At 37.7% G+C, this 26150-nt stretch carries 23 protein-coding genes, 1 pseudogene and 1 riboswitch; of the genes and pseudogenes, 18 read left to right on the top strand and 6 right to left on the bottom strand.

The window, feature by feature from the left end:
- Positions 1 to 41 precede the first annotated feature (41 nt).
- Positions 42 to 926 (top strand): DMT family transporter, encoded by an 885-nt coding sequence (locus AC1D0Y_RS12430; protein WP_477707618.1) that lies wholly within the window; start codon positions 42 to 44, stop codon positions 924 to 926.
- A gap of 36 nt (positions 927 to 962) precedes the next feature.
- Here AC1D0Y_RS12430 and AC1D0Y_RS12425 read toward each other — a convergent pair whose 3' ends face one another.
- Positions 963 to 2582 carry an ABC-F family ATP-binding cassette domain-containing protein gene (locus AC1D0Y_RS12425; protein WP_013083037.1) on the bottom strand — a complete coding sequence of 540 codons (1620 nt, stop codon included), beginning with the start codon at positions 2580 to 2582 and terminating at the stop codon, positions 963 to 965.
- 505 nt (positions 2583 to 3087) lie between these two features.
- Here AC1D0Y_RS12425 and AC1D0Y_RS12420 point away from each other — a divergent pair.
- Genes AC1D0Y_RS12420 through AC1D0Y_RS12410 form a run of 3 tightly spaced genes read left to right on the top strand, consistent with a single transcriptional unit; the run spans position 3088 to position 6991 of the window.
- Positions 3088 to 4665, top strand: a complete 1578-nt coding sequence (locus AC1D0Y_RS12420; RefSeq protein WP_477707617.1) for a spore germination protein — start codon at positions 3088 to 3090, stop codon at positions 4663 to 4665.
- A gap of 3 nt (positions 4666 to 4668) precedes the next feature.
- Positions 4669 to 5796, top strand: coding sequence for a spore germination protein (locus AC1D0Y_RS12415; RefSeq protein WP_477707616.1), 1128 nt, complete (start codon positions 4669 to 4671; stop codon positions 5794 to 5796).
- Positions 5780 to 6991, top strand: coding sequence for a Ger(x)C family spore germination protein (locus AC1D0Y_RS12410; protein WP_477707615.1), 1212 nt, complete (start codon positions 5780 to 5782; stop codon positions 6989 to 6991). Before AC1D0Y_RS12415 ends, AC1D0Y_RS12410 begins: the two co-directional genes overlap by 17 nt.
- A 152-nt stretch (positions 6992 to 7143) precedes the next feature.
- Here the strand turns inward: AC1D0Y_RS12410 and AC1D0Y_RS12405 are convergent, their stop codons facing one another.
- Positions 7144 to 7584: a YtoQ family protein gene (locus AC1D0Y_RS12405; RefSeq protein WP_025752263.1), complete on the bottom strand. Its 441-nt coding sequence runs from the start codon at positions 7582 to 7584 to the stop codon at positions 7144 to 7146.
- Between the two features lie 170 nt (positions 7585 to 7754).
- Between AC1D0Y_RS12405 and AC1D0Y_RS12400 the strand changes: the two genes are divergently transcribed.
- The 3 genes from AC1D0Y_RS12400 (at position 7755) to AC1D0Y_RS12390 (ending at position 11030) form a co-directional block, all read left to right on the top strand.
- Entirely contained in the window at positions 7755 to 8666 is a 912-nt protein-coding gene (locus tag AC1D0Y_RS12400; RefSeq protein ID WP_025752265.1) for an ABC transporter ATP-binding protein, read from the top strand.
- On the top strand, positions 8659 to 9426 hold the full coding sequence (locus AC1D0Y_RS12395; protein WP_028408634.1) for an ABC transporter permease: 768 nt from the start codon (positions 8659 to 8661) through the stop codon (positions 9424 to 9426). The genes AC1D0Y_RS12400 and AC1D0Y_RS12395 overlap by 8 nt, the downstream gene beginning before the upstream one ends.
- A gap of 101 nt (positions 9427 to 9527) precedes the next feature.
- A riboswitch (SAM riboswitch) is annotated at positions 9528 to 9634 on the top strand.
- A gap of 85 nt (positions 9635 to 9719) precedes the next feature.
- Positions 9720 to 11030, top strand: a complete 1311-nt coding sequence (locus AC1D0Y_RS12390; RefSeq protein WP_098333237.1) for a Na+/H+ antiporter NhaC family protein — start codon at positions 9720 to 9722, stop codon at positions 11028 to 11030.
- Between the two features lie 39 nt (positions 11031 to 11069).
- Here the strand turns inward: AC1D0Y_RS12390 and AC1D0Y_RS12385 are convergent, their stop codons facing one another.
- Positions 11070 to 11198, bottom strand: a complete 129-nt coding sequence (locus AC1D0Y_RS12385; protein ID WP_013083044.1) for a hypothetical protein — start codon at positions 11196 to 11198, stop codon at positions 11070 to 11072.
- A gap of 124 nt (positions 11199 to 11322) precedes the next feature.
- Between AC1D0Y_RS12385 and AC1D0Y_RS12380 the strand changes: the two genes are divergently transcribed.
- The 9 genes from AC1D0Y_RS12380 to AC1D0Y_RS12340 all read left to right on the top strand — a co-directional run bounded on the left by AC1D0Y_RS12380 (position 11323) and on the right by AC1D0Y_RS12340 (position 20842).
- Positions 11323 to 12282 (top strand): LacI family DNA-binding transcriptional regulator, encoded by a 960-nt coding sequence (locus AC1D0Y_RS12380; RefSeq protein ID WP_477707614.1) that lies wholly within the window; start codon positions 11323 to 11325, stop codon positions 12280 to 12282.
- 85 nt (positions 12283 to 12367) lie between these two features.
- The gene (locus tag AC1D0Y_RS12375) at positions 12368 to 12616 is read left to right on the top strand and encodes a transcriptional regulator SplA domain-containing protein (RefSeq protein WP_016764006.1); all 249 of its coding nucleotides are present in this window, start codon (positions 12368 to 12370) and stop codon (positions 12614 to 12616) included.
- 130 nt (positions 12617 to 12746) lie between these two features.
- The gene (locus AC1D0Y_RS12370) at positions 12747 to 12962 is read left to right on the top strand and encodes a hypothetical protein (RefSeq protein WP_060745713.1); all 216 of its coding nucleotides are present in this window, start codon (positions 12747 to 12749) and stop codon (positions 12960 to 12962) included.
- A 77-nt stretch (positions 12963 to 13039) separates the two neighbouring features.
- Entirely contained in the window at positions 13040 to 14068 is a 1029-nt protein-coding gene (gene splB / locus AC1D0Y_RS12365; RefSeq protein ID WP_025752275.1) for a spore photoproduct lyase, read from the top strand.
- A 153-nt stretch (positions 14069 to 14221) separates the two neighbouring features.
- Positions 14222 to 14665, top strand: a complete 444-nt coding sequence (locus AC1D0Y_RS12360; RefSeq protein WP_025752277.1) for a hypothetical protein — start codon at positions 14222 to 14224, stop codon at positions 14663 to 14665.
- Positions 14666 to 14764: 99 nt separating this feature from the next.
- Entirely contained in the window at positions 14765 to 15001 is a 237-nt protein-coding gene (locus tag AC1D0Y_RS12355; protein WP_013056931.1) for a hypothetical protein, read from the top strand.
- 173 nt (positions 15002 to 15174) lie between these two features.
- Positions 15175 to 16830, top strand: coding sequence for a DUF2339 domain-containing protein (locus AC1D0Y_RS12350; RefSeq protein ID WP_477707613.1), 1656 nt, complete (start codon positions 15175 to 15177; stop codon positions 16828 to 16830).
- 127 nt (positions 16831 to 16957) lie between these two features.
- A complete protein-coding gene (locus tag AC1D0Y_RS12345) occupies positions 16958 to 19039 on the top strand; it encodes a DNA topoisomerase III (protein WP_477707612.1) in 2082 nt (693 codons plus the stop codon).
- 468 nt (positions 19040 to 19507) lie between these two features.
- Positions 19508 to 20842, top strand: a complete 1335-nt coding sequence (locus AC1D0Y_RS12340; protein ID WP_477707611.1) for an FAD-dependent oxidoreductase — start codon at positions 19508 to 19510, stop codon at positions 20840 to 20842.
- A 26-nt stretch (positions 20843 to 20868) separates the two neighbouring features.
- Here the strand turns inward: AC1D0Y_RS12340 and AC1D0Y_RS12335 are convergent.
- From AC1D0Y_RS12335 to AC1D0Y_RS12325, 3 genes and pseudogenes are all read right to left on the bottom strand, one after another.
- Positions 20869 to 21990, bottom strand: a pseudogene (locus AC1D0Y_RS12335) (GerAB/ArcD/ProY family transporter).
- Between the two features lie 26 nt (positions 21991 to 22016).
- A complete protein-coding gene (locus tag AC1D0Y_RS12330) occupies positions 22017 to 22250 on the bottom strand; it encodes a hypothetical protein (RefSeq protein ID WP_028408627.1) in 234 nt (77 codons plus the stop codon).
- A 96-nt stretch (positions 22251 to 22346) separates the two neighbouring features.
- The gene (locus AC1D0Y_RS12325) at positions 22347 to 23465 is read right to left on the bottom strand and encodes a GerAB/ArcD/ProY family transporter (RefSeq protein ID WP_231504497.1); all 1119 of its coding nucleotides are present in this window, start codon (positions 23463 to 23465) and stop codon (positions 22347 to 22349) included.
- A 504-nt stretch (positions 23466 to 23969) separates the two neighbouring features.
- On the opposite strand from AC1D0Y_RS12325, the gene AC1D0Y_RS12320 reads away from it, so the two are divergent.
- Both AC1D0Y_RS12320 and AC1D0Y_RS12315 read left to right on the top strand, forming a co-directional pair.
- A complete protein-coding gene (locus AC1D0Y_RS12320) occupies positions 23970 to 24239 on the top strand; it encodes a hypothetical protein (RefSeq protein WP_477707610.1) in 270 nt (89 codons plus the stop codon).
- Positions 24240 to 24548: 309 nt separating this feature from the next.
- A complete protein-coding gene (locus AC1D0Y_RS12315; protein WP_372497658.1) occupies positions 24549 to 25943 on the top strand; it encodes a phospholipase D-like domain-containing protein in 1395 nt (464 codons plus the stop codon).
- The last annotated feature ends 207 nt before the right edge of the window (positions 25944 to 26150 follow it).

Genomic DNA, 26150 nt, shown 5'->3' with positions numbered 1-26150 from the left:
TTTCTTTCTTTTAGCTATGATAAAAGAAAGGAGATGGAAATATGAATACTTCATTATCAAAAATACTTATTTTATGTGCAGCTGTACTATGGGGAACAACAGGGACTGCCCAAGCTTTAGCATCTGCTGAAGCACATTCCATGGCGATTGGAGCCGTGCGTTTAGCTGTAGGGGGGCTGTCACTTCTTGCAGCTTGTCTTATTCAAAAAAAGAAAGTGGACGTAAGAAACCTTCCTATTCTGCCTCTTACGGTTGCTGCAGCAAGTATGGCCGCTTATCAGCCGCTGTTTTTTTCAGCCGTTATCAAAACGGGTGTTGCAGTAGGGACAATGGTAGCAATCGGCAGTGCGCCTGTTTTATCAGGAGTATTAGATTACATAGTGTACCGCAAGAAACCTGCAAAAAAATGGTTGCTTGCTACGGTTACTGGTATTATAGGGTGCAGCTGCTTGTTGTTAAAAAAAGATACTCAAATCGACGTGATAGGTTTGGGTATGGCGATAGGAGCAGGGGCATCTTTTGCCTGCTATACGACTGTTAATAAAAAAATTGTTCAGCATGTTGATCCGCAAGTAGGCGCTTCTCTTGTGTTCACAACAGCTGCTGTTCTACTAATCCCATGCTGGTTTATATACGATATGAGCTGGCTAGTTTCTTTAAATGGAATAGGCATTGCTCTTCACTTAGGAATACTTACGACGGCTCTTGCTTATGTATTATTTTCTACAGCGCTTAAGTCGGTGCATGCGTCTACCGCTGTGACGTTATCATTAGCAGAGCCCGTTACCGCTTTTTTATTGGGCGTCTTTTTCTTAGGAGAATCTCTAACTTTGGTGAACATATGCGGAGCAGCACTAGTATTTGCTAGCTTAGCGTTTTTAACGTATTCTCCGAAATCATCGCTAAATCAAGAGGTGCGTATATAAAGAAATCCCCTTTCTGCAGAGAAAGGGGACTTCTTATTAAGCGTACATGCTAGCTACTTGTTTTTGCAGGTTGCTGTCTTCTAAATACTCATCGTATGTCATTTGCTTGTCAATTACTCCGTTTGGCGTAATTTCAATTACACGATTTGCAATCGTTTCAACGAACTGATGGTCATGAGATGTGAAAATCATTGAACCTTTGTAGCTGATAAGTCCATTGTTGAGTGCTGTGATTGATTCTAAGTCAAGGTGATTCGTAGGATCGTCTAGTAAAAGAACGTTTGAACCGCTTAGCATCATTTTAGAAAGCATACAGCGAACTTTTTCTCCTCCGGAAAGAACGTTGGCTTTTTTCAACACTTCTTCACCAGAGAATAGCATTCTGCCTAAGAAACCGCGTAAGAAGCTTTCGCTTTGGTCATTAGGTGAATACTGACGCAGCCAGTCTACTAAGTTTAAGTCTCCGTTTTCAAAGTACTCGGAGTTGTCTTTAGGGAAAAAGGCTTGAGACGTTGTCACACCCCATTTGTACGTACCGCTGTCTGCTTCCATTTCACCCATTAAAATCTTCATTAATGTTGAATTTGCAAGTTCGTTGCGGCCTACAAGAGCGATTTTGTCATCTTTATTCATAATAAAGCTTACGTTATCAAGCACTTTTACGCCGTCAATTGTTTTTGTTAGACCTTCAACGCGAAGTACGTCATTTCCAATCTCACGTTCCGGCGTGAAGTTCACGTACGGATAGCGACGAGAAGAAGGGCGGATGTCATCTAATGAAATTTTATCAAGCAATTTTTTACGAGACGTTGCTTGTTTTGATTTCGATGCATTTGCGCTAAAGCGAGCGATAAAGGCTTGAAGCTCTTTAATTTTTTCTTCTTTTTTCTTGTTCGCATCTGACGCCATTTTTTGTGCTAATTGACTTGATTCATACCAGAAGTCATAGTTACCAACGTAGACTTGGATTTTACTGAAGTCAAGGTCAGCAATGTGCGTACATACTTTGTTTAAGAAGTGACGGTCATGAGATACAACAATGACTGTGTTTTCAAAGTTAATTAAGAACTCTTCTAACCATTGAATTGCTTGAATATCCAAGTTATTCGTAGGCTCATCTAAAAGTAATACATCAGGTTTTCCGAATAAAGCTTGTGCAAGAAGCACTTTTACTTTTTCACTACCCGTTAGTTCAGCCATTTTTTTTGCGTGAAGATCTTCAGAAATGCCTAATCCTTTTAAAAGAATAGCCGCTTCTGATTCTGCTTCCCAACCGTTTAATTCAGCAAATTCACCTTCAAGCTCAGCTGCTTTCATTCCGTCTTCATCTGTGAAGTCTGCTTTCATATAAATAGCATCTTTTTCTTGCATTACTTCATAAAGGCGAGCGTGCCCCATAATAACGGTTTTCATAACTTCTTGATCTTCATATTCGAAGTGGTTCTGTTTTAAGACAGCAAGGCGTTCGCCAGGGCCCATATGTACATCACCAGTTTGAGATTCAATTTCACCAGATAAAATTTTTAAAAACGTTGATTTTCCAGCACCGTTTGCGCCGATTAATCCATAACAGTTACCAGGCGTGAATTTAATATTCACATCTTCAAATAACTTTCGGTCGCCAAATCGTAAACTTACATTACTAACTGTAATCATGTATGAGCAGTCCTCCAAATTCAATATCTATAAAATTATACCATTCTTTTGAGATAAGAGCGATATGAATACAATATTTCAAACATAAAGTGTAACCGACACTTCAAGCACTCGTCAACCATTTAAGGGGTTTTTTGAGCGGTGAAACTTGATTATTCTAGCATTCACCAAAACTTTGAACAGCAAACCAGCATGTTTAATCCTTCAGTAATCAGCTCTTTTTCATTTTTAAGATGGATGTTGTAATCCTTTGTATAAGAAACAAAAAGAAGAATAATACTACCTGGTAAATAAAAGAATTTATATGAAGTGAACACTGATATTTTAGGGGTGCTTATTTCTAAAATTGGTTTGATATAGACATAAATAGGGTGATTATTATGTGGAAATTAGTTGTTTCCTATCTTCCAGAATGGCCAGTTTTTATACAAGCATTTCTGGTTTTTTTCATCCCGTATATAATCTACAAATTATTAAGCGGGATTCGTAATTCAGAGGAAGAGTGATGAAAGTGAAAAAATGGAAATCAGCAGTAAAAAAAATAGGCAACCATGCGCACGAGAAGGAAAGCAAACAGGAATCTATACATCAAGATTCACCTAATCATATTACGGATCATTTAGCTTTAACACTAAAAGTAGTTAAAAATGAAATTGGTCATAACTCCGACGTTCATTTTCGAGAGTTTATTATAGGACGCACCGGCATTCAGGCAGCTATTATTTTTGTAGAGGGGCTATCAGATAAAGATCTTATTGAAAAACATATTTTGTCATCATTGATGGCTGATTTTTCAAAAGAATATCAACAGGATCAGCTTTACGTAAAGGGAAGCCTTTCAAAACAGTTTATTAAAAGCCAAGTATTATCAATTAGTGATGTAGAAGAGGTCCATCCTATTAAAGAAGTAATATCAAAAGTCTTAACAGGATCTACGGCTCTTTTAATTGACGGGTTATCACTTGCCTTAATTCTTGGTACAAGCAAAGTAAAAACAAGGACGATTGAAGAGCCCGTATCAGAAGCATTGGTGAGAGGGCCAAGAGTAGGCTTCACTGAATCGTTAAGTGATAATACTTCTTTATTAAGAGGAAGCGGAGACATTGAAAATTTATCGCTGGTGAAATTTCAAGTAGGAAAGCGTTCCAAAAAAGATTTAGTTGTTGCTTACATAAAGGAGGTTGTTAATCCAGAGCTAGTTGAAGAAGTAGAAAAACGAATTAAAAAAATTGACCTCGATAATGTACCGGAGTCAGGATATGTTGAACAACTCATTGAAGATAATTACCTTAGTCCCTTTCCTCAGGTGCAGAATACGGAGCGTCCCGATCGTGTAATTGCTGCTTTGATGGAAGGGAGAGTAGCCATTTTATTAGACGGGACGCCTTTTGCTTTAATCGCGCCTGTTACGTTTAGCATGATGTTACAGTCGCCGGAAGATTATTATGAAAGGTGGATTCCCGGTACATTCATTCGTTTTCTTCGTTATATTGCAGTGGTTCTTTCCCTTTTTACCCCGGCTTTGTATATTGCGTTTATTTCATTTCATCCAGGATTAATTCCGACTAAGTTAGCTATTTCTATTATAGGATCAAGGTCTGGGGTTCCGTTTCCCGCCCTTATCGAAGCCTTATTTATGGAACTATCGATCGAAATTTTGAGAGAAGCCGGACTCCGGTTGCCGAAACCAATTGGTCCAGCAATGGGCATTGTCGGTGGGTTAATCATTGGAGAAGCTGCGGTGCAGGCAGGAATCGTTAGCCCTATTTTGGTGATTGTAGTGGCGTTAACTGCCATTTCATCGTTTTCTATTCCGCAATATAGTGTAGGAATCACATTGCGTATTCTTCGGTTTGTAGCCATGCTTTGTGCTGCCATACTTGGATTATATGGCGTCATCTTATTTTTCCTTTTTATGATGAGCCATTTAGTGAAACTAAAAAGTTTCGGCGTACCTTATATGAGTCCAGCTGTTCCTTATCGTTTAAGTGAATGGAAAGACTTGGTAGTCCGTATGCCTCTGATGATGATGAAACGACGTCCAAAGATGATGCACACCAAAGATCCTCTGCGAAAAGGGTAGCTTATGATGAAAGGAAATGGGCTGTTAGAAATGATAAATTCAAAAGATCGTATTACGACGCCTCAAACAACTATTATTATTACCAACTTTATTCTTGGAACAGGTATTCTTACCTTGCCCCGGGCAGCTGCGGAAAAAGTGAAAACACCAGATGTTTGGCTAACTGTTATTTTAGGGGGGATAATCACCATGATAGCAGGGGTAATCATGGTGAAACTAAGTCAACGCTTCCCTGAAAAAACCTTTTATCAATACAGCCAAGAAATTGTAGGGAAATGGATAGGCAAGTTATTTAGTTTCCTCATGATAGGTTATTTTTTGGCACTTGGTGGGTTTCATGCTCGTTCATTGGCAGAGGTAACTGGATATCTATTGTTGGAAGGAACCCCAAAATGGGCTATAATCATGCCATTTATGTGGGCAAGTCTCTATCTGATAAGAGGGGGAATAAATCCAATTGCCCGTATATTTGAAATTATATTACCTATTACCGTTATTCTTTTTTTACTTGTTGCCTTTATGAGTATCAAAATATTTGAAGTGGATAATCTGCGCCCGGTACTAGGTTCAGGTATTACGCCGGTGCTAAAAGGGATAAGGACAACAGCTCTTGCGTTTACTGGGCCTGAATTCATGCTTTTAATATTGGCATTCATGAAAGAACCAAACAAAGCAGTAAAAGCTGTACTAGTTGGTACTGCGATTCCTTTGCTTCTTTATGTTATTACCGTCGTGATGGTTGTCGGAGCGTTCTCAGTGGATGGAGTGGTTACGAGAACGTGGCCTACGCTTGATTTAATAAGAAGTTATGAATTAACTGGGTTAATATTTGAACGCTTTGATTCCTTGTTGCTGGTGGTATGGATTATGCAAATGTTTACTTCTTTTAATGTTAACCATTACGCTGCTTCATTAGGACTGTCTCAGCTTTTTAAAAAAAATATCCATCCATTTATGTATGGTGTGCTTCCGGTTATTTATCTCATTTCCATGATCCCTAGAAATATCAATGATGTATTTAAATTAGGAGATATGGTTGGTAATGCTGCCCTGATTTTATTTGGCTTTTTACCCGTACTGCTTCTTATCATTTCAAAAATAAAGGGGAGAAAGTATGAGACAAGTCTCTAATCACGTACGGATCTTCTTATCGGTTTTGCTTTCTGTTTTTTTGCTTTTTCCTCTGGCGGGCTGCTGGAGTAGTCATGAAATTGAAGAACGAAGTTTAGGAGTAGGTATGGCTCTTGATAAAGCTAACAAGTCCATGACCGAAAAAGAATTTGATGAACAAGAAGAGTATCCCAAAAGGAACTTAATTACGTCAACCTACCAACTGATCACCCCGCAAGTGGCAAGTTCAACAACTGTCCAAGGAGGACCTCAGCAGAAGGCTTACGTGAATATGGCTGAAACGGGAGATTCTATTCATCAAATGACCCGTGAATTATCATTGCGAAGAGAGACTTCGATTGCCAGCCAACATCTAAAAGTAATTATTATTGGCGAGGCTCTTGCGAGAACGTATAGTTTAGGAAAATTAGTGAATGAGTTTCTTCGTGATAATGAGATTAGACCAAGCTGTCTTGTACTTATTAGTAAAGGGAGAGCTAGGGACGGGCTAGAATCGAAGACAGCAGGAGAAATCCCGGCATTTCGTTTGGCTGGAATGGTGGAAAATGCATATCGAACAACGAGAATTTTACCTCCCACGTCGCTCATTAAATTAGAGAGCAATATTGAATCAGGGACTAGTTTTCTATTGCAAAATGTATTATCGGCAAATGGGGAAATCAAATTTGCTGGTGCTGCCATAATTAAAGGGAAAACAAACAAAATGATCGGTTTTTTGAATGAAGAAGAACTAGATGGTCTGACTTGGATCACAGGAAAAGGGAAAGGCGGGCTAGTGAAAAGCTTTGATAAAAAGACCGGTCAGCTGATTGTATACGAAATAGAATCCATGAAAAGTCATATTGAACCTCATGTTAAAGGAAATAGCATCTCCTTCGATGTGCATATTGAATCCGAGGGGAGGCTATCTGAAAATTGGGTGGTCTCAGGAAATCCTTTAAAAAATCAATTTTTACAGAAGGTGCAAAAAAACTCAGAAAAAAAAGTGGAGCACCTCGTAAAAAACACGGTAGAAAAAATGCAAAAAGAATATAAAGTCGATGTGGCCGGGTTCGGAAATCAATTGAGAATTAAAAGGCCCGGAGTATGGATGAGGGTTAAAGACAATTGGGATCAAACATTTAGTGAAGTTCCAATTAACTATGATGTAAAATTAATGATTAAAGATTATGGAACGTCAGGATCAAAAAAGTGAGCAGCTAAGTACAATTTGGCTTGTTTTGATGTTGGAAATGAAAGAAACTAAAAGGAATAGCCTTAGAGCTTGCTAAAAAATATTCCCCCCAGTAAGGAGCCTGAGGGATAAATGAAGAATAAGAGCTGTCCAGAACCGACAGCTCTTATTTGCTATTCAAAAATATAAGCTAATGCTTGAAGAGCCTGTTCTGGCGTTTCGACTACAACTTGGGCTTTGTTTGACAGTTCTTTAAGCGGATGGTGCAGTTTTTCAGGGCGAACCAAAATTAGCGGTTTATCTAATGCAATGGCTGTCGCCGCATCCATTGCGCTGTTCCACTGCTTGTATTTTTCGCCAAATAAAGCAATAACCACATCAGATTTTTTAAGGAGTACTTGCGTACGTAAATTATTAATTTGAGAAGCAGCTTCATCTTTTAAGACAGCGTTAGGCTGTTTTCCTAAAATTTCTTCTCCAATGTTGTCGGACCGGTCATGGTCTGTCATGGGACCGACAAAGGTAAGGGGAAGGTTTAATTGTTCTGCTTGGTTTTTAATTTCGTCTCGCCAGTTATCGTGAATTTGCCCGGCAAGGTATACGGTTAAGTTCATTATGTAGAAGTCCTCCTCTAACTAAGATTTGTTTTATTTTATCAAATGTAAGCGGATAATACGAATGATTTGAATGGGCTGCTTTTCCAAAAATAAGGTTATAGTAGACAAATAGTTAAAAAAGAGAAACAATAGAAGGCGTATTGCTAATTAAAGAAAGGATGTACATGATGACAGAAACAGTGCTACAAGTAGATCATGTCAGTAAAGTAATTGGGAAGAAAACCATTTTGCATGATGTATCCTTATCGGTTGAGCGCGGTGAGATTTTCGGGTTGCTTGGTCCAAACGGTTCTGGAAAGACAACGCTAATTCGTACCGTCGTAGGACTCATTAAAGAAACAGAGGGAACGATTACCGTTAACGGCTTTCCTTTAAAGGAACAGTTTACATCAGCTATGAAATCAATTGGCGCAATTATTGAGAACCCTGAGTTTTATGATTATCTGACGGGCTATCAAAATTTAAAACACTTTGCGAATATGCATGAAGGGATTACATCAGAACGCTTGGATGAAGTGATTGCTTTAGTAAAGCTTGAAAACAGCATTCATGCAAAAGTGAAGACGTATTCTCTTGGGATGAGACAGCGTTTAGGAGTAGCTCAAGCTATTTTACATAAGCCTGCATTGCTTTTACTAGACGAGCCAACCAATGGTCTAGATCCAGCGGGAATGAGAGAATTTCGTACATATTTACAAACGCTTTGCAGGGAAGAAGGAATTTCAATTTTAATCGCGAGCCACTTATTAAAAGAAGTAGAAGCATTATGTGATCGCGTTGGCATTATTCAAGACGGTGAGTTAAAAGCCGTTCAAGATTTATCTCCAAATCGTCAAGATCAAGGAATGTACGTAGAATTTGAAGTGTCTGATGCGCAAAAAGCAGCGGATCTTTTATCACAACAATTTGAAGTAACGGTGAGATCACATAGTATCGACGTGGCGATTGTAAAAGAGCAAATTCCAGCTGTAAATAAAAAATTAGTGGACAGCGATATTTTAGTCTACCAAATTACCCCTGTGTATGAGACGCTTGAAGATTCGTTTATGTCCGTTACGGAAGGAGAGCACCATGCTTAAGCTAATTCAAAATGAACACATGAAATGGTTTCACAAAAGAAGTACAAAAATCACGTTTATTACAATCGGCATTTTAACTCTTTGTATGGCTCTTTTAATGAAGAAAGTAGCAAACAGTGCAGGAACAGAAGACAATATTTTGAACTTCCTGTCATTTAGTTCAGGTATGCTGATTCTCGTTCAATTTTTCGCGCTTGCTGTTGGAGGGTCAATGGTTGCAAAAGAGTTTGAAGCAGGTACCATTAAACTTCTTTTAATTCGCCCTGCTAGACGTTCAACGATTTTAGCATCCAAGTACCTAACTCTCGTTTTAATTAGCTTATATTATTTACTGAGCTATTTGCTTTTTTCATTTGTATGGGGAGCATTGTTCTTTGGCTTTACCAGTCTAGAAGGAGATGCACAGCTGCTTAAAAACATTACGCTTACGTATGACAGTGCGTATATGGAAACGTTTATGATGATGACGTTCGCATTCATGCTGTCGTCTTTATTTAGAAACAGCGCGCTTGCTTCCAGTCTAGCTATTGTCGTAAGTATCGGCGCGAAAGCTGTAACAGGACTGGTATCAGAGCTAGGTTTATGGTGGGGGAAATTTTTATTATTTGCCAACACGAACTTTGTGCAGTATATGGACGGAATGAAGCCGCTGTTTGACGGCATGACGATTCCATTTTCCATTTTCATCTTAGTTGCCCATTTTGTCTTCTTTATGGGCGTAGCTTGGGCAGCGTTTTTAAAACGAGACGTAGCTAATTGATGTGAGAATTTTTGCACTATATATTTTTCTAAAATAGCATTTGACAATTAAATAAAAAGAGATTACAGTAGTGAAAGACTATTTTTAAAACAACTATAAACTTCTTATCAAGAGAGACGGAGGGACTGGCCCTATGATGTCTCGGCAACTGGCTGTACGCAGTGCGGTGCCAAATCCAGCAGACGATGTTTCGTTTGGAAGATGAGAAGGGTAATCTTATGATACAAATAAGAGACCTCTTCTTATCAATAAGAAGAGGTCTTTTTTTATTACGTAAACAAGAGGTGTTAAGAATGGAACAACAAAAAGGAAACGGCTGGGCGCTGTTACCGCTGGGCGTCTTTTTAGTCCTGTTTGTCGGATCAGGAATTATAACGGGAGATTTTTATAAGCTTCCTGTATTAGTAGCCATTATTATTGCAGCCATTGTGGCGCTGGCTATGAATCGTAAAGATTCACTTAATGTAAAAGTGGAGCGTTTTGCTAAAGGAGCAGGGCATCCTGATATCATTATTATGGTGCTTATTTTTATTTTAGCAGGTGCTTTTTCTCAAGTTGCTAAAGGCATGGGAGCTGTTGATTCAACGGTAAACTTAGCTCTGTCTGTGCTTCCGCAAAGCTTAGTGGTAGTCGGAATCTTTGTTATTGGCGCATTCATTTCAATTTCGATGGGAACGTCAATGGGAACAATCGCTGCGCTAGGGCCTATCGCTGTAGGAATCAGTGAGCAAGCGCATGTATCCATTACATTAGCAATTGCTGCCGTTGTTGGTGGTGCAATGTTTGGAGATAATTTATCCGTAATCTCTGATACGACCATTGCAGCAGTTCGTACGCAAAAAACAAATATGTCAGATAAATTAAAAGTAAACTTTTTTATTGTCCTTCCTGCAGCGATTGTTACGGTAATTTTATTGCTTGTAATGACGCTAGGCAATACGTCATCAGTAGAAATTAAAGATTTTAGCTGGTTTAAAATCTTGCCTTATGTCGGCGTACTGGTTGCTGCCATATTTGGTGCAAACGTATTAAGTATTTTAACCGGAGGAATTGTGCTAGCCGGCGTGATTGGATTAGCTGACGGAAGCTACACGCTTTCTTCTCTTGCTAAAACTGTGACAGAAGGTATTGGCGGAATGTCAGAGTTAATTATTTTATCTCTGCTAATCGGCGGAATGGTTGAGCTTATTCGCTATAACGGCGGTATTCAGTTCTTATTGAATTTATTAACACGACGTATTCAAACAAAAAAAGGCGGCGAATTCAGCATCGCTGGACTAGTAAGTTTAACTAATTTAGCGACGGCTAATAACACGATTTCAATTATTACAGCAGGTCCGTTAGCAAAAGAAATCTCTGATAAATATTCAATTGATAATCGTAAATCAGCCAGTCTACTTGACTTGTTTTCCTGCAGCGTTCAAGGGCTTATCCCTTACGGCGCACAAATGCTTCTCGCAGCAGGATTTGCTAAAGTTTCACCGATTGAGATTATTCCATTTACATTCTACCCAATGTTAACAGCGGTTTGCGGGGTCATTGCAATTGTAATTGGATTTCCTCGTTTAAATAAAAAGTCAAAGTCATCTAAAGAAGCTGCGTAATATCAAACCCTTAAAAAGAATGTTCTTTTTAAGGGTTTTTTACTGTTTAAAAAAATCAGTCGGCTTTTCATCATCTAACTCCTTCCAAAGCGTCTCGTTCTGTTTAAGTGCATAAGCCGCTCCTCCAATTTCAATCCCGCATAATAAAATGAATAATAAAATACCCATGAAATGACCTCCTTACGTAAATGAATAAAAACACGATGGTAACGGGTTTAGCTTCTTGCTGTTTCACTTTATAATGAGAATAAAGTATGAAACGCGTTTCAGCGCAAGAGAAAAAGGTGAAAACATGACAAATATCCGAGATATCGCAAAAAAAGCTGGTGTATCTGTTTCGACTGTATCCCGGGTGCTAAATCATCATCCGTATGTAAAAGAAGAAAAACGCCGGCTGGTAGAGCAGGTTATTCACGAACTTAATTATGAACAAAACATTAATGCCGTTCACTTATCAAAAGGGAAAACAAATATGATTGCCGTCGTCTTGCCTTTTATTAATCATCCGTATTTTAGTCTGCTTTTAGAAGGAGTGGCATCTCAAGCGTTAGAAAAGCAGTATCAGCTTGTTATTTGTCAAACGAACTATGATGTAAAAAAAGAAGAAGAAGCGCTTCATATGCTGAAAACAAAGCAAGTTGATGGAGTGATTATTTGTTCTAGAGCAAGCAGCTGGAGCACGATTGAATATTATCAGCAGTACGGACCGATAGCCGTGTGCGAAAACGTACAGAATCGTTCTATTCGCTCCGTATACGTTGATCATTATGCAGCTTTTAAACAGGCGCTTATGTATTTAAAAGAAAAAGGATATACGGATATTGGCTACTGTATTGGAAGAATGACGGGTACGAATAGTCAACAGCGGCAACAAGCATACAAAGAATATGTAAAAAGAATAAATCAGCCTTATCATCCGGAATGGGTTTTTCAAGGCTGTTTGAACGTGACAGATGGTGAAAAAGTGGTGGGAAAATTAGTGCAGATGAAAAATCGGCCTCAGGCGCTTTTAGTAACAAACGATCAAGTAGCTATCGGAATAAAAGCTCAGTGCGAACAAGCGGGTATTTCAGTTCCTGGTGAGTTAGCTATCATTGGTTTTGATAATCATCCGCTTTCTTCTTATTTACAAATAACAACGATCGAACTTCCTCTTAAGGAAATGGGAGAAACGCTTTTTACATTAGTTGGAAGTAAGACTCCTCAGAAAATTGAGCTCCCTTTTCGGTTTATTGAGCGTAAAAGCGTATGAATTTTTGATGATGCCATGAGGTGTTTTTACCGGATAAAATGAGCAAAAGCGGACATCATACGAGTAAAGAAAGAAGAAAAGGATGATGATCGTGGAGAAAAAAGAATATCAAGTGGGAGATCAAGTATTTGTTATTTACCGAAATCCTCATACGGCAAACGTTGCGAATATTAATCAAGCTGAAATTGTTGAACATCCGGAAAACAAAGGTGAAAAGGCGCTGTTTTTACATGAGTCTTACCATTTGTTAGCTGAAGATGATGCTGTGTATTCAACGTATGAAGAAGCTGAAAAAATGTATAATAAGATATTTGATTATGAACAATATGACTGATGCAGAGGCTAAGACAAAAATAGTGTAGTTAAAGGTAAACACGAACTATCTATCAAAAATGGATGAATAGTTCGTGTTTTTTTATGATCATGGTGAACGCAAATTTCATGTATGTAGGTGTTTCTAGTAGTTGATTGGAGAGCAAGGCGGAGACTCCTGCGGGATAAGCGGGATAGATGAGACCCCGCAGGAGCGTAAGCGACGAGGAGGCTCATCAGCCGCCCGCGGAAAGCGAAGCCTTGCACGGAAATCAATAGCGGTGGAACAAGCAGTTCGGCTCATTTATCCCTATTGTTCGTTTTTAGATTGGATTCATTTCATTATGTTTCCATCTCTTTTTGTGTGAAAAATAATTAATTACCAAGGATAGAGTCTTTTTATTTTTCAAACGCTATTAGTATTAGAAAAAAGGAAGTGTGCATGATGATAAAACCTTTTGTACCTCAATTAGTATATATTGAGCCAGGAGCAATGGAGTACCCGCTTGGTGTTCAATTAAAAGAAAAATTTGAGAAGATGGGAATTGAGATTCGTCAAACAACTTCCCATAATCAAGTGCGTAATATACCGGGAAAAAATGATTTGCAAAAATACCGCAATGCCAAGTCGACTTTAGTAGTTGGCGTGCGTAAAACATTGAAATTTGATACATCTAAACCGTCAGCTGAATATGCAATACCATTTGCAACAGGGTGTATGGGGCACTGTCACTATTGTTATTTGCAGACAACAATGGGAAGCAAACCATATATTCGCACGTACGTGAATGTTGAAGAAATATTAGGTCAAGCAGAGCAATATATGCAGGAAAGAGCCCCTCAAATAACGCGATTTGAAGCGGCTTGTACATCTGATATCGTAGGAATTGACCATTTAACACATTCATTAAAGCGCGCGATTGAATATTTTGGGGAAAGTGAACTAGGTCAACTGCGCTTTGTGACTAAATTTCATCACGTGGATCATTTATTGGATGCTAAACATAATGGTCGCACGCGCTTCCGCTTTAGCATAAATGCAGATTATGTTATAAAAAACTTTGAACCTGGTACATCTCCTCTTGATTACCGGATTGAAGCTGCTAATAAAGTTGCAAAAGCCGGATATCCACTTGGCTTTATTGTGGCGCCTATTTACATTCATGAAGGTTGGCAAGAGGGATACCGTCAGCTGTTTGAAAAGCTTGACGCCTCTATACCTGAGGAGTCAAGAGATGATATTACGTTTGAAATGATTCAGCATCGTTTTACCAAGCCGGCCAAACGGGTAATCGAGAAAAATTATCCGAAAACAAAGCTTGAGATGAATGAAGAGGAGCGCCGCTACAAATGGGGGCGTTACGGAATTGGAAAGTATGTATACGCAAAAGATGAAGAACAAGAATTAAGAGAAACATTAGAGTATTACATTGATCAGTATTTTCCGAATGCAAAAATCGAATATTTTACGTAATTATTCTACAGTAATTGAAAAGTTATTCTGACGCCTTAGTCAAAATAACTTTTCAATTTTTAATGTAAAAAAATAAATTGCTTGCTAATAAGTTGAAAAAAAGAGGTTATTTTTATCTGTTGTCGTATTACATACAAAAGGGAGGTGACTGAGATGTTAAAAAATGAAGAGTTTGCGCTAACAAAAGAATTAACAAACGAACAGCAAGAAGCTGCACGGAATTTTATTCAAGTGTTGTTCCAAGAAGATTTATCTGAATTTTGGAATATATTATGTGATATCGATAAGTCTCGTATTTACGGCTTGTATGAAGCAAACCATTATTATGATTCTGATGTTGAACTGCATGGGTTTGTACAAGAAATAAGAGATAATGTAAGAGCTGTTTATGCGCCTCTTCAAGGGCAAGGGGGTATTTCGACGAAAGTTCGATATACAAGCGAAGGAAAGATGTATGTATACATATTAGGAAGTGGCGAAAACCCTAAGGTATATCCTGTTGGATTAATGCCTGAAACATATATCGAACAAGAACGTTTTTCTCAGCGGCTTCAAATTAGCATTTATAACGACGAGTTTCGAAACGTTGCCCTATAAACCATATATATGGAAAAAGAAAGAATAATAAAATTAATTTGTTAAAATAGCAATATTTGGGGTATGTAATAGGTATAACATTAAAAAGGGGTGAAAGAAATGCATTATTATCGTATTTCAGAGGGAGACCATGAAGAGTATTGTGAAACGATTCTGCTTCATGAAAAGAAGTTTTGCAAAGAAACATTTCAATCTATGGTGCGAGAAGCAATGAATAATAAGCCCGGTAAAATTGACCGTGTGGATATTGTTAAATATTTAATTGGTCACCATAGCTTTCAAGTAGCCCACATCGAAGCGGGATTTCATAGTACATACAGCGAGAAAGTGACATAAAAAATGCAGCACATCCTATACAACGAACTTTTCTTTTGAAAAGGGCGCTGTATTTTTTTTTGCTTAAAATGGAATGTTTCTAAGGGATATTCCTTTTAATGGTATAATAGTTAAGTGTTGTAAGGTATACATATAAAAATCACAAATACTTTAAAGAGAAAGGGTGAGGAAATATGGAAAAAGAAAGAATAGAAGAACTTGAACGAAAAATAAGCAGTTTAGAAGAAGACGTAGCCAGGCTAAAGTCGCTCGTATATAAAACAAATTCTCCAAGACCAAAAACAGTTCACGCTCCTCCCAAGCAGCGTGAGGAGACGACTAAACGTCCTGCTCAAACAGCAGCTAAAAGCTCACAGGCAATAGAAGAACCCGTTGATTGGGAAAAAGTCCTTTTTCAAACATGGCTGCCGAGAATTTTTATTTTTGTATTTATTATTGGCGTACTATGGGGATTTAAAGCAGCCTCTGACTATGGGTTAATGAATGAAAAAGCAAAAGTTGTTCTCGGTTTCGCTGTTTCAATAGGTTTTGCTGTGACAGGTCATTTCCAAATTAAAAAGGGCAGGTTGGTGCTCGGGCAAGTACTTGTAGGAGGAGCTATTCCTATCCTCATGTTAACGACGTTTGCGATGCATAGTCTGTATCATTTAGCGGGACCAATGCTTGCTTTTATACTAAATGCGAGCTGGATTATCCTAGGGATTATCGCGACAGTCTTTTATCGTTCACAGGCATTAGGTATTATTAGCGCGGTTGGAGGCGTACTAGTTCCTTTTCTTATTGAAAGTAATTCGCCTAATGCGCTCGTTTTCATTGGCTATGAAACGCTTCTGTATATTGCCTTTTTATATGTGGCAATCAAACAAAAATATTCAATTTTATATGTTCTTTCCGCGGTACTATTAAATCTTACGCTACTCATTTATTACTCGTTTGTCGGTGATAATGGTGTAAAAGAGTTATTAGGTATGGCGATTCTTATTCAGCATTTATGCTTAATTTCAAGTTTTTTTCTATCACAATCCGTACTCCAAGTATATGCGTTTACCCTTTTATCGAATTTAGCAGTTACGTACGGCTGGCTGCTCGCCGTTTTTGACGATGGCACGACCACAATGGTGCTGCTTGCGCTAGTTATTATTTACGCATTAGGTGTTTACGCAGTAAGAAGTTCTAAAGAGAAATTTGAATTTTTTATTACCTATTTAATTGTTGCAGTAGCGTTTTTTATTCATCAGCTCGTCGATTTAAGAGAAGGAGTTATTTTATATGTGATTCAAGGACTTGCTGTTTACTATATCGCCATGACGTATAAAAATCTACTTCATCAACTATTTTCTTATACGATTTATATACTGAGTGCAACGTATATCTTAGTTACACCAATCGAACGAGTGCTGTCTCTTCCGACATTAAATTGGATTGTTGTGTTAGCTTCTATTCCAGTATTTATATGGATCAGCATTCAAAAAACAGAACGGGATGAGCACGATATATTCAAAATTGGAGGAAGTATTGTTTTTTCTATTCTTTCTTTAATTTTTGCTACAGAAGTGACGGTCGCTGGCACCAATCATCTTTCCACTAATCCGCAAACGCTTATTATGACGGCCGTTTGGTTAGGGATGTCCATTGCAGCATTTGTAATAGGATCACTTAAAACGTTTAAAACAGCAACGTATATCGGCGTGGGCATTTTGTTCTTAACACTTTTTAAACTCATTTTATACGATTTACCTTTTATCCCAATGGCTATACGGGCCTTGTTATTTATCGTCTTAGGAGCTATCGGTTTAATTATCTCGCGACTATTTTATAAAAAGAAGTAGCTCGAAGCTGAAGAGAAATTCTTCAGCTTTATTTATTATAATATGATTATGTAAACTTGATCTTGAAGTCGTACAAAAGGTATACAATCATGTATAATGGAACAAGTGAATTGGAGGTATACATAAAATGAAATCACTTGTATTAGCAGAAAAGCCAAGTGTAGCACGTGATCTTGCGCGCGTACTTGGCAGCACACAAACAAAAAAAGGGTATATTGAAGGACCAAAGTATGTCGTAACATGGGCACTCGGTCATTTAGTTGAATTACAAACACCAGAGGATTATGATAACCAATATAAAACATGGCGCTTAGAAGATCTGCCAATCATGCCTGAGAAAATGAAATTAAAAGTAATTCGTAAAGTGAGCTCGCAGTTTCGTACAGTATCCGATCTAGCAAAAAGAAAGGATATTGGTGAGTTAATTATTGCGACTGATGCAGGGCGCGAAGGAGAGCTTGTAGCACGCTGGATTATGGAAAAGGTACGCTGGAACAAGCCGTTTAAACGCCTTTGGATTTCGTCTCAAACGGATAAAGCAATTCGTGACGGATTTAAACAGTTAAAACCAGGAAAAGAGTTTAATCGCTTGTATGATTCAGCCGTTTGCCGTTCAGAAGCCGATTGGCTTATCGGTTTAAACGTAACGAGAGCGTTAACGACTAAATACGAAGAACCATTGTCGGCAGGAAGGGTACAAACACCGACGCTTGCGATGATAATTGAGCGTGAACAAGTAATCAATACATTTAAACCTAGTGAATATTGGACGCTTACAGCTCAGTTTTCATCTTTTGAAGCCGCTTGGCAAAAGGGCAATGAAAAGCGTATTTTTGATGAAAAACGCGCAAAAGAGCTGCACTCAAAATTATCAGGTGAGGCAGTTGTAAAAACAATTAAACGCAAAATGCATAAAGAAGCGCAGCCGCTTCCTTATGACTTAAACGAACTGCAGCGAGATGCTAACAAACGCTTTAACTTCTCTGCTAAGAAGACATTGAATGTACTTCAAAAGTTATATGAACAGCATAAGTTAGTCACGTATCCACGTACAGATTCTCGTTATTTAACAACAGATATGGTTTCTACTATGAAAGAGCGCTTGGAAAGCATCTCTACTGTATATAAAGAAGAAGTTCGTCCAATTTTAAGAAATGCACAGTTGCCAAAGCGAGTGGTTAATAACGAAAAAGTAAGTGATCACCACGCTATTATCGTAACGGATCAGCCTGTATTTCTCCAGGACTTATCAGCTGATGAACGAAAGCTGTATGACTTAATTGCAAAGCGATTTATTTCATTATTTTATCCTGCATATGAGTATGAAGTGGTTAAAGCAGAGCTTGAAGTAAATGGGGAACAGTTAGTAGCAAGCGGAAAGCAAGTCGTGAATGCAGGCTTCAAAAAAGTTTCTGGTGGAGACTTAGAAGCAACGGTGAAGCTGCCTGATATGGAAGAAGGCAGCAAGCTGTCCATTCAAGATGTAACGATGAAAAGTGCATTTACAGAGCCGCCGCAGCGCTATACAGAAGCGGATCTTCTTGGACAAATGGAAAAGCATAATTTAGGTACCCCGGCAACACGTGCAGATATTATTGAAAAACTTCTGCAAAATGAATCCATTGATCGCCAAAATAATCGTCTGCACGCAACCAAAAAAGGGAAGCAGCTGATTGACCTAGTAGCAGATGAGTTAAAGTCGCCTGAGCTTACGGCTAAGTGGGAACGTGACTTAGAAGCAATTGCTAAAGGAAAAGGAAATGCAAAAGAGTTCTTAACAAATATTCGCGAACAAACAGAAAAACTAGTTAAGCAAGTAAAAACGAGTAATCAAACGTACAAACCTCATAATTTAACGGGCTCTAAATGTCCGGAATGCGGTTCTTTCTTGAAAGAAAAGAAAACAAAGCAAGGAAGAGTGCTCGTTTGTTCAAGCCTTGAGTGCAGCTATAGACGCGCAAAAGACCCTAAACTATCGAATCGACGCTGTCCGCAGTGTCACAAGCGAATGGAAATTCACTCAGGAAAAGCGGGTACGTACTTCCAATGCCGTTCATGTCAAGTAGTGGAGAAAGCTGAGGACAAAAAGAAAAAGATTTCAAAACGAGAAGAACGAAAGCTTCTTAACAAATACAATGATGATGGAGCATTTGGTTCAAGCTTGGGTGATGCTTTAAAACAAGCTCTTCAAGATAAAAAAGATAAATAATGTAGAAAAGTGCGATACCACGGTATCGCACTTTTTTCCTTTAATATGGATTAAGTGATGAGTAAGCAAGGTGGAGTGGAACAATGAAAAGAAAAAGCAGGGGAATGATCGTTTAATCTCGTTCTTTATAGTAGGAGTGATGGTACTAATCATTTTAGCGATGACTCTTTTATCGGTCTTGTTTTTTTGATGGAGAGTGCGCTGGATAGTGAGTTTCTACGTAAAAAACCAAGCTGATGAAGTTTTTCATCAGCAGCGCATCGGCAAGAAAAGCGTATCATATCAAGCTTTAAAGAACCCTGTAACATATTTTTTTTAAAAAGTATGTGATTTTTTTCACATATCTCTTGAAAAAGGACAAACATGTTTGTATAATAAGAATTGTAAAAGATATGTGAAACATTTCACAATATATGTGAAAAACTTCACAATATCATATTTTCTATAATCCTAAGGGGGATATCATCTATGAAAATTGCAGTAGTAGGGTGTACACATGCAGGAACGGCAGCAGTAAAAAATATGGCAGAACTTTATCCAGAAGCTAAAATTACAGTTTATGAGCGAAATGATAATGTTTCATTTTTGTCTTGTGGAATTGCGCTCTATGTAGGCGGGGTCGTAAAAGATGCAAATGGCTTATTTTACTCTTCACCGTCTGAATTGCAAGAGATGGGTGTAAATATGAAAATGAGACATGAAGTTACGAATATTGATACAGATGGTAAAAAAATAGCTGTACGAAATTTAGAAACTAACGAAGAATTTGAAGATACATTTGATAAACTAGTGATGACAACTGGATCATGGCCGATTATTCCAAACCTTGAAGGCATCGACTTAAATAATGTTGTGCTTTGTAAAAACTATCAGCATGCTAATCACATTATTGAAAAAGCGAAGCAAGCGAAGAAAATCGCCGTAATTGGTGCGGGCTATATTGGTGCGGAATTAGTAGAAGCATTCGAAGTGTATGGAAAAGAAGTGACGTTTATTGATAGTGCTGATCGCATTTTAAATAAATATCTTGATCCAGAATTTACGAATCTAATGGAAACTGAGTTTGAAAATCGAGGAGTTAAGTTAGCATTAAACCAAGCGGTTACTAAATTTGTAGGCAGGGAGGGATCTGTTGAAAAAGTAGTGACAACTGAAGGCGAATACGAAGCGGATCTTGTTATTCTGTGTGTTGGCTTCCGTCCAAATACAGACTTAGTAAAAGGACAAGTAGACATGCTTCCAAACGGCGCAATTGTAGTTGATGAATATATGCAAACAAGCAAAAAAGATGTATTTGCAGCCGGAGATAGCTGTGCCATTTATTACAATCCAATTAAGAAACATGCCTATATTCCGCTTGCTACCAATGCAGTTAGAATGGGAACATTAGTAGCTCAAAACCTTGTTAAGCCAACGATTAAGTATATGGGAACACAAGGAACATCAGGCTTGCATATTTATGATTACAATGTTGCATCTACCGGCATAACTGAAACAGCAGCTTCTCTTTTTGATATGAATGTGAAAAGTATCACAATATCAGAGAATAACCGACCTGAATTCATGCCAACGTACGAAAATATTACGTTGAAAGTAGTATATGAAGAAGAAACAAGACGAATTGTAGGCGCACAGGTTATTTCTAAAATTGATGCTACTCAAGCAATCAATACATTGTCTGTCTGTGTACAGCAGGAAATGACGATCGATGAGCTTGGCTTTATGGACTTTTTCTTTCAACCGCACTTTAATAAGCCTTGGCATTTCTTAAACCAAGCAGGACTTCAAGCGCTTCAAGCATAAAAAAGCAGGTGACTACCTGCTTTTTTTTATGTAGATTTTATTATCTTTTTTATTTTAGCAGGTTTAAAGCGGATCCAGCCTATAACAAGAAGAATAAAAGGATAAAAAGCCCCTACGAAAAAACTATAGGGAATCCACGTTTCGGCTAACCATGTTTTTTGATAGATAATGGTTGGATAAACGATAATAGAAAAAGTTGTAACGATTAACCCGATCGGTAGCGTTAGAAATCGAGTTTCATTGACGTTAAAAATGTGGCAAAGCCCAGCGATAGAAGCATGAAAATAAAGAGAAACTTTAAAGAAAAGAGTAAGAAACCATATAATAGCAATAATTACTTCAATTCCTTGCAGAAAATTTCCCAGCTCAATTCGCTTAGCCATTTCTTATACAGGAAACATGGTAGTTGAAGAATGATAAGAGCCAATCACCATTATACAAAAGAGAATGATCGCTACCATAATAAATCCACCTAACAGACTTCCGCTCATTAAAGCTTTAGCACCTTTTTCAGGTTTTCTTAAATGAATAGGAAATACCATCATTAAAGGAGCAAAAGTAAAATAAGTGATGCTAAGAAAGGTAAAAACCGAATGAGTAAGCGGCTTTAAGTGAATATCTAATAAAGGCATAAGGTTTTCGACTTTCATTTGAGGAGTCAGTGAGAAGATGAAAATTCCGAGAAGGCTAATAAACCAAGGGAAAAATATTTCACAGCAGCGTGCGATGGTTTCTAGTCCGAGTCTTGCTCCGAACACAACCACAAGCATAAAAATAATGTGAATAGCAATCAGCGGAGTTTCCATCATAATATGTGTATTTAAAAAACTCCCCACGTAGTATACAATGCGGCTGCATGTTATGACAGTAGACGTGACAAATAAACAAGATACACCTTTTCCTAGATATTTTCCAAACACTGCTTCATTGATTTCTATCAGATTTTTATCTTTAAATAACAGTCCGAGAGCTATATATACTTTCACTAATACAAATCCGCATACTACTCCAAGGATAGCTGGAATCCAAGCGGTTTGTTTAGAATCTACAGTCATAGCTGCTGGAGCAATAACAATTGTGCTTCCAATTGTATAAAGCATAACGAGCATGCGAAATTGAATCGTTGAAATTTTAACTACAGGTTTCACTGTATTCACTTCCTCGTCTTAACGTCTTAAGATAATAAATGAAGTAAAAATATGCTGATTGGCTTGAAGATAGCAGCTGATAAATCAGAAGGATTTGGAACATTTAAACCAAGTGCTTTACAGATGCTTACGACCATTCCGATTGCAAGAACTGTATAGAATAGCCAAAGTTCTTTCTTCGCCTTTTTTTGCCGTAGTTTAGGTACTTCAAACCAAATGACGAGCGTGCAAACAATAAGTAACCCCAATACCCCTAGCATACACTAGCTCCTATACATGAATAATTAGTGTTATATTTTCCTGAAAAATAATTACTTATACTGAAGGTGCATTCTTTACTAAAGGTTTGTCAGTTTCTATCCATTGCTAGAACGCCGCTTTTTGTTTTGAATAAACCCTGCAATTAAAAGGAAAAGTGGATATAAGATGCCTACAAGTAAGCTGTAGGGAATCCACGTTTTTGTATCCCAATCCTTTTGATAAGAAACGCTTGGATACACAATAAGGGAAAGGGTAATCATGATGAGTGCGACTGGAAAAGAAAATAGTTTGTAGTCCTTTATATGAAATACATTGGCAAACCCCAAAAGAGTAGCGTAAAAGTAAATGCAAAGTTTAAAAAAGAGAGTAATAAACCACAAAATAGCAATGACTACTTCAATTCCTTGAAGAAAGTTTCCTACATCAATTCTTCTTCCTAATTCATAGCTTGGAAACATGGTGATTTGGGAGTAATAAGGTCCAAGTACTAGAATTCCGAGTAAGATTAACGTAACCATCACTAGTCCACCGGCTATATTACCTATATAAAAGGATTGAGTTGCCTTTTTTGTGTCTGGTGTATGAGAAGGAAAAATCATAAGCAGAATGGTATAAGTCAAAGAACTCATGCTTAAAAACGTTAAAACAGCACGAATAAAAGCTTTTGGATGGATTTCGAACACCGGCTGAATATGCTCTATTTTAATTTGAGGGATCATAGACAAAATAAGAAGTCCGAATAATCCGACAAACCAAGGGAATAAAATCTCGGCACTTCGTGCAATAACTTCTATTCCTAGGCGTACTCCTACGATGACCACACCCATAAATGCAATGTGGATGGCTGTAAGCGGCGTGTAGGGAAGAATTTGTGTAGTGAGAAAATTTCCTACATAGTAAAGAACTTGACTGCTGATAAATAAATTGGATAACACAAAAACAGCAGAAACGATCTTTCCAAATAGTTTGCCTAAAATTTTTTCGTTCATTTCCATCAGCGTAAGCGTTGGAAACATTTTTCCTAGTGAGGTAAAAAGCAAAACTAAGCCAATTCCTAATGCTACACCAAAGAGTGCGGCAATCCAGGCATCTTGATGAGCATCAGCTGTAATAGCGGCAGGTACAACAATAATTGTGCTTCCGATGCTATACAAAGTTACTAATTTGCGAAACTGCGCAGCTGAAATATTGATTTCATTAAGCAAAATGAGCACATCCTTTTGCCATATACACTAATTAAGTGATCCAACGGAATAATAAGTGACTTAAAGGTTGAAACATTACTTCTACCCAATCAGAAGGGTTGGGTAGAGGCAGCCGAAAGATTTTTGCAAGAGCGATTATGATGCTGATTGTCATGAACACAATAAAAATGTTCCGTTCCTTTTTATGAGAGTGTTGAGGTAATCTTTTTATTTCCATCCATATAATCCCTGCACAAATGATCAAAAAGGAAAGAAACAAGTGCATGCAGTCAACCCCAATACATTTTTTCGTTCAGATAAGCTATTCGTATGATGTCCGCTAAAGAAAGTGATTATACATTTTTGTAAAATATAGAAAGCATTTCAGGAGATAGAAGATATTTTCTAGGGCTCTTAAATGATTGAGGGATTTGTTATGAGGAATATTCACTTAGCTTTAACCTATTGAAGCGTCGTATGAATAAGTAGAAAAATGCCACACTAAAGAGTGAACAAATGGAAAGGAGCACTATGATGAAAAAATTCCCATACAATAAAGATAAACAACAATCGTTTCAAGCAGCACAGCAGGGGCATAAAGAAGCAGTAGATGCATATGAACAGGCAAATGAAGCTAAAAATGATGCATCGTACGGACATGAAGCGAAGCAAGCGATAGGTGAAGTGAATGAAGCCTCTCAGCAAATTGAGAATGCGCTTGAAAATGCTTCTGAAACACAGCGTCAGCGTTTAGCAGAGTTTCAGCAAGATATAGAAGATATGGAGAACGACCTTAATCAGTAAAAGAGCCGCTGTTTTACTTAGGCAGGTTCACAATAGAGAGTATAAATTGTAAAAGCAGAAGATAATGAACTTCTGCTTTTTTTATTGGTAGTGTAAACGTAGGTTTCGTGTATATAATTGCTTCTAGCTGTTGTTTGGAGGGAAAGGCGAAGACTGGCACGGAAATCAACAGTGGTGTAACAAATAATCCATCATTCCATTCTTATTTTAAAAGGTATAGAAGTTAAAAAAGTAAGAATCCTAATAAAAACAGAACGATAAGAATGGAAAGGGATTGTGACAGGAAATATGCTAATAAACATACTAATAATGATTGTCGTATTGTACTTCATATATGTATTCGTAACTGCAGTGGTACTGTTTTATGTCCCTTTACACAAGGGAAAAGACTTAAAAGTAATGAATACTGAGAATTTTTACGGGAAGAAAGAATCTACAGACCGAGTTATGCTTTTGGAAAACGGTTATTTTTCAGGGCTTGTTCGAATGCAGATGATTCAAGAAGCGAGGCATACAATTGATATTGCGTACTTTTCCATCGGTAAAGGTCGTTCTTCGGATTTACTTATGGGCGCTTTATTCGAAGCTGCGGATCGAGGTATACGTATTCGCGTGCTGTTAGACGGGATCTCTCATGGGCTAAAAGGCAAGAGGAAAAATGTTCTTTATGCTCTAGCTTTCCACAATAATATAGAATTAAAGTACTATGAGCCCTTCACTATTTTTAAACCTTGGACATGGCATAATCGTCTTCACGATAAAATAATAGTAGTCGATGGTCAATTAGGTATTATTGGAGGACGAAACATTGGAGATAAATACTTGGCCAGTCAACCAAATAAAAATTTTGTCTATGACCGTGATGTGCTGATTTATAACACAAAGCAAGAAAGTCATAGTGTCATTCTCTCAATGGAGAAGTATGTAGAGAAATTATGGAATCATCCGTATACACGAAAAGCTTTTCCAAAGCTCAAGAAAACTAAACAATTTCGCGGTCTTTCAGGAAAGAAATTGTTGATAGATCAATACGAAGAGGCCAAAAAAGCAAACGAACCTTTTGTCCATCCTTATATTGTATGGAGAGAAGCAACGATCCCTACAAGAAAGATTTCTTTTATTACAAATCCTATTCAACGAATAAATAAAAGCCCTTTTATATGGAAAACGTTTATTAAGCTTTCCCAGCAAGCTGAAAAATCCATTGTTGTTCAAAGCCCTTATATCGTACCAACAAAAGAGATGGAACAGTATATAGATAAGCGAGTAAAACCAAAAGTGCAAAGAATTATTTTAACTAATTCTATTACATCCACTCCAAATGCTATGGCTTTTTCTGCATACTTGGGAGTAAAGAATCGCGTCATAAAAGCTGGTTCGAAGCTTTATGAATATCAAAAGCCTTATTCAATTCACGGGAAATCTGTTGTTTACGATCAGCGTTTAAGTGCAGTTGGTTCTTTTAACTTAGATTCGCGCTCTGCATTTTTAAATACTGAATCCATGGTTATGATAGATAGTGAAGAATTTGCAGCCCAGTTAACAGGAGCTATTGAAGCTAAAATTTCTCACAGTATGCTTGTGGGAGATGAGGGAGAACCTGTGGATGTTAATACGGATTCTCAAAAAAACGTGCCTCCTGTAAAATCTGCACTCCTACATATTCTTTCGGTCTTTACACGATTTTGGAGACATTTTGTATAGTACTTTGTTACAGCAGAGTCTCTAAAAACAAATAGCGGAGATTAAAGAGGACTGCAGCTGGTGAAGGGAATGTGTAAAAAGCTGTGATATGCCTCACAGTTTTTTGAAAACCGCTAGTACTAGTTATGATTCATCAAAAGATCTATTGACGAAATTCCATATATGTTTTATTATGATGTAGCGTCGTTAATAAACGAGGTTCTTTTG

The organism is Priestia sp. P1_B12_1 (assembly GCF_056406695.1).
The sequence above is the reverse complement of the archived record's forward strand: the minus strand, read 5'-3'. Positions and strand labels throughout refer to the sequence as shown.

Excerpts from the sequence above, each read along its gene's own strand:
- AC1D0Y_RS12430 (WP_477707618.1), top strand. The coding sequence starts at position 42 with ATGAATACTTCATTATCAAAAATACTTATTTTATGTGCAGCTGTACTA.
- AC1D0Y_RS12340 (WP_477707611.1), top strand. The coding sequence starts at position 19,508 with ATGAAAATTGCAGTAGTAGGGTGTACACATGCAGGAACGGCAGCAGTA.
- AC1D0Y_RS12390 (WP_098333237.1), top strand. The coding sequence starts at position 9,720 with ATGGAACAACAAAAAGGAAACGGCTGGGCGCTGTTACCGCTGGGCGTC.
- AC1D0Y_RS12395 (WP_028408634.1), top strand. The coding sequence starts at position 8,659 with ATGCTTAAGCTAATTCAAAATGAACACATGAAATGGTTTCACAAAAGA.
- AC1D0Y_RS12405 (WP_025752263.1), bottom strand. The coding sequence starts at position 7,584 with ATGAACTTAACCGTATACCTTGCCGGGCAAATTCACGATAACTGGCGA.
- AC1D0Y_RS12375 (WP_016764006.1), top strand. The coding sequence starts at position 12,368 with ATGATCGTGGAGAAAAAAGAATATCAAGTGGGAGATCAAGTATTTGTT.
- AC1D0Y_RS12350 (WP_477707613.1), top strand. The coding sequence starts at position 15,175 with ATGGAAAAAGAAAGAATAGAAGAACTTGAACGAAAAATAAGCAGTTTA.
- AC1D0Y_RS12425 (WP_013083037.1), bottom strand. The coding sequence starts at position 2,582 with ATGATTACAGTTAGTAATGTAAGTTTACGATTTGGCGACCGAAAGTTA.
- AC1D0Y_RS12380 (WP_477707614.1), top strand. The coding sequence starts at position 11,323 with ATGACAAATATCCGAGATATCGCAAAAAAAGCTGGTGTATCTGTTTCG.
- AC1D0Y_RS12330 (WP_028408627.1), bottom strand. The coding sequence starts at position 22,250 with ATGCTAGGGGTATTGGGGTTACTTATTGTTTGCACGCTCGTCATTTGG.
- AC1D0Y_RS12385 (WP_013083044.1), bottom strand. The coding sequence starts at position 11,198 with ATGGGTATTTTATTATTCATTTTATTATGCGGGATTGAAATTGGAGGA.
- AC1D0Y_RS12410 (WP_477707615.1), top strand. The coding sequence starts at position 5,780 with ATGAGACAAGTCTCTAATCACGTACGGATCTTCTTATCGGTTTTGCTT.
- AC1D0Y_RS12355 (WP_013056931.1), top strand. The coding sequence starts at position 14,765 with ATGCATTATTATCGTATTTCAGAGGGAGACCATGAAGAGTATTGTGAA.
- AC1D0Y_RS12420 (WP_477707617.1), top strand. The coding sequence starts at position 3,088 with ATGAAAGTGAAAAAATGGAAATCAGCAGTAAAAAAAATAGGCAACCAT.
- AC1D0Y_RS12320 (WP_477707610.1), top strand. The coding sequence starts at position 23,970 with ATGAAAAAATTCCCATACAATAAAGATAAACAACAATCGTTTCAAGCA.
- splB (WP_025752275.1), top strand. The coding sequence starts at position 13,040 with ATGATAAAACCTTTTGTACCTCAATTAGTATATATTGAGCCAGGAGCA.
- AC1D0Y_RS12345 (WP_477707612.1), top strand. The coding sequence starts at position 16,958 with ATGAAATCACTTGTATTAGCAGAAAAGCCAAGTGTAGCACGTGATCTT.
- AC1D0Y_RS12315 (WP_372497658.1), top strand. The coding sequence starts at position 24,549 with ATGATTGTCGTATTGTACTTCATATATGTATTCGTAACTGCAGTGGTA.
- AC1D0Y_RS12360 (WP_025752277.1), top strand. The coding sequence starts at position 14,222 with ATGTTAAAAAATGAAGAGTTTGCGCTAACAAAAGAATTAACAAACGAA.
- AC1D0Y_RS12400 (WP_025752265.1), top strand. The coding sequence starts at position 7,755 with ATGACAGAAACAGTGCTACAAGTAGATCATGTCAGTAAAGTAATTGGG.
- AC1D0Y_RS12415 (WP_477707616.1), top strand. The coding sequence starts at position 4,669 with ATGATGAAAGGAAATGGGCTGTTAGAAATGATAAATTCAAAAGATCGT.